Raw genomic sequence first — 3,162 nt, forward strand, 5'->3', positions numbered from 1 at the left:
GCGTGACGCTGCCGYTGTTCGGGATCCACAAGCCTGCCCCGGCGGCAGCCACCCCGTAACCGCATCTGGCCCGGTGGTGCCGGCCGGTGGGCCGGTCCTCGACCTCCAACGGTGCGTGGAGCCGGCCAACGGCCGGCACTACCTGTGCACGTGCCAACCAACGGTAGTCACCCACGCGATCCACCTGGAAAGGCGCCCCCTGCGTCAGAGGGAGGCGCCGAAGGCGCGGGGGTCTGGGTGGTGGTGAGACGGGGCTCGCGGTTTGCGCAGCAAAGCGGGGCGCGACAGCGCGAAGGGGGCCGCGAAAGGCCCTTGCTTGTGGGGGCCTTTCGCGGCACCCTTCACGCTTCCGTACGCAAGCGTATCGACATGTCGCCAGCCGCCGAATCCTCCGCCTATCCCCATCTGTTCACTCCGCTGGACCTTGGCTTCACCCAGCTGCGCAACCGCATCCTGATGGGGTCGATGCACACCGGCCTGGAAGACCGCGCGCGTGATTTCCCGCGCCTGGCCGCGTACTTCGCCGAGCGTGCCGCCGGCGGCGTGGGGCTGATCGTCACCGGTGGCTTCGCACCGAACGTGGTCGGCTGGCTCAAGCCGTTCGGCGGCAAGCTGTCCTGGCCGTGGGAAGTGCGTCCGCACCGCCAGGTGACCGCTGCGGTGCACGACAACGGCGGCAAGATCTGCCTGCAGCTGCTGCACGCCGGGCGCTACGCCTACCACCCCCTCTCGGTGGCCCCCAGCAAGCTGAAGGCGCCGATCAACCCGTTCACCCCGCGTGCGCTGTCCTCGCGCGGGGTGGAGCGTCACATCGCCGATTACGCGCGCAGCGCGCGGCTGGCGCGCGAGGCCGGCTACGACGGCGTTGAAGTGATGGGCTCGGAAGGCTATCTGATCAACGAATTCATCGCCCCGCGCACCAACACGCGCGCTGACCGCTGGGGCGGCGACGCCAGCCAGCGCATGCGCTTCGCCGTCGAGATCGTGCGCCGCATCCGCGAGGCCTGCGGCCCGGACTTCATCATCATCTACCGGCTGTCGCTGGTGGACCTGGTCGAGGACGGCAGCAACTGGGACGAGATCGTGCAGCAGGCCAAGGCGATCGAAGCCGCCGGCGCCACATTGATCAATTCCGGCATCGGCTGGCACGAAGCGCGCATCCCCACCATCGCCACGTCGGTGCCGCGCGCGGCCTTTGCCGGTGTGACCGCCAAGCTCAAGCCGCACGTGCAGGTGCCGGTGATCGCCACCAACCGCATCAACATGCCCGAGGTGGCCGAGCGCATCCTGGCGGGCGGCGGCGCGGACATGGTGTCGCTGGCGCGACCGCTGCTGGCCGACCCGGAATGGGCCAACAAGGCGCGCGCCGGCCGCCCGGACGCGATCAACACCTGCATCGCCTGCAACCAGGCCTGCCTGGACCATGTGTTCGAGAACAAGACCGCCAGCTGCCTGGTCAATCCGCGCGCCGTGCACGAGACCGAGCTGGTCTACCGCCCGGTGACCACGTCCAAGCGCGTGGCGGTGGTCGGCGCCGGCCCGGCCGGGCTGGCCTGCGCCACCGTGGCCGCCGAGCGCGGTCATGCGGTCACCCTGTTCGATGCCGGCACCGAGATCGGCGGTCAGTTCAACGTGGCCAAGCGCATTCCGGGCAAGGAAGAATTCCACGAGACCCTGCGTTACTTCCGCCACAAGCTCGACGAGACCGGCGTGGCCGTGAAGCTTGAAACGGTCGCCGACGTGGCCCTGCTCGCCGGCTTCGACGAGGTGGTGGTCGCCACCGGGATCACCCCGCGCCGGGTCGACTTCCCCGGCGCCGACCACCCCAAGGTGATCAACTACCTGGACGTGCTGCTCGGCCGGGTCGAGGCCGGGGCGCAGGTGGCGATCATCGGCGCTGGCGGCATTGGCTTCGATGTCGGCGAGTTCCTGGTCCATGACGGCCCGTCCAGCGCACTGGACCCGGCCCGCTGGATGGCCGAATGGGGCGTGGATGCGACCTTCGAAGGTCGCGGCGCACTGGCCAAGGCCGTCCCCGAAGCGCCCGCGCGCAAGGTCTGGCTGTTGCAGCGCAGCCCAGGCAAACCCGGCGCGCGGCTGGGCAAGACCACCGGCTGGATCCATCGCGCCACGCTCAAGGCCAAGGGCGTGAAAATGCTCGGCGGCGTGGAATACCTGGGCGTGGACGACGCCGGCCTGCACGTCCGCATCGAAGGCCAGGAACAGACGCTGCCGGTCGATCATGTGGTGGTCTGCGCCGGCCAGGAACCGCGCCGCGATCTGCATGCCGCATTGCTGGCCGCCGGCATCAACGCACACCTGATCGGCGGCGCGGATGTGGCTGCCGAACTGGACGCCAAGCGCGCCATCCACCAGGGCAGCCACCTCGCGGCCGGGCTCTGAACACGGTCAATCGCGACCTGAATAGGGGCCCGTGAGCGCAATTCGGGCCCCGCTTCGAACCTGAATGTCAAGCCGCTGAGTTCAGGATGCATTGGGAAATGGCCCCCTATCGTGCGCCAACTTTCCCGCTCACCACCCAGTTCGAGTGAGCGCGCGGACCCCACGTCTTGTTCGGGTCCGCTCCCGGGCGGCCCCGATGGCCGCCTCCCCATGACGCCAAGTCGTACCCTCGCCCCGTCCGCATGATCGGATGGACAGCCAGGTGCGGCCCACACGGAGCAAGGAGATTTATGAAACTGGCCTGGATTCTCTGGCTGTCACAGTTGTTGCCGCAGCCTGCCGCCGATTCGTTGTGCCTGAGCACGACCGTCTACCTCGAAGCGCGTGACCAGACCCTGCGCGGCCAGCAAGCCGTCGCGGAGGTGGCCCTGCGCCGCCTGGACAGCGGGCTGTGGGGCGACTCGATGTGCAAGGTGGTCACCGCGCGCAAGCAGTTCGCCCCGACCATCGTCGCCCCCGGCACCCAGCTGGGCAACGCCGACGCCTGGCAGGAAGCGATGACCGTGGCCTTCGATGCCGAGCGCAATTGGGCCCTGCCGGTCGGTGAGCGCAAGGAGATCGTGCCCGGGGCGAGCCACTTCGCCGCACTGTCGATCGCCAACCCGAGCTGGCGCAACGCCTACCAGGTGGCCACGATCGGCGACCACACCTTCTACCGCGTGCAGAAACTCAAGCCGCGCGCGTCGTAACGTTCTGTTA

Annotated in this window: 2 protein-coding genes; both read left to right on the plus strand. The window is 69.0% G+C overall.

Going from position 1 to position 3,162, the window contains the following annotated elements; genetic code table 11:
- Positions 1-369 precede the first annotated feature (369 nt).
- Complete coding sequence (locus ACXJKH_RS17610; RefSeq protein ID WP_457321260.1) at positions 370-2,403, plus strand: oxidoreductase; 2,034 nt, start codon at positions 370-372, stop codon at positions 2,401-2,403.
- A 290-nt stretch (positions 2,404-2,693) separates the two neighbouring features.
- The gene (locus ACXJKH_RS17615; RefSeq protein WP_256776242.1) at positions 2,694-3,152 is read left to right on the plus strand and encodes a cell wall hydrolase; all 459 of its coding nucleotides are present in this window, start codon (positions 2,694-2,696) and stop codon (positions 3,150-3,152) included.
- The last annotated feature ends 10 nt before the right edge of the window (positions 3,153-3,162 follow it).

It is taken from the genome of Stenotrophomonas sp. P5_B8, assembly GCF_054049855.1.

Bases quoted from the DNA above. Each gene is read 5' to 3' on its own strand.
- ACXJKH_RS17615 (WP_256776242.1), top strand. From the start codon at position 2,694: ATGAAACTGGCCTGGATTCTCTGGCTGTCACAGTTGTTGCCGCAGCCT.
- ACXJKH_RS17610 (WP_457321260.1), top strand. From the start codon at position 370: ATGTCGCCAGCCGCCGAATCCTCCGCCTATCCCCATCTGTTCACTCCG.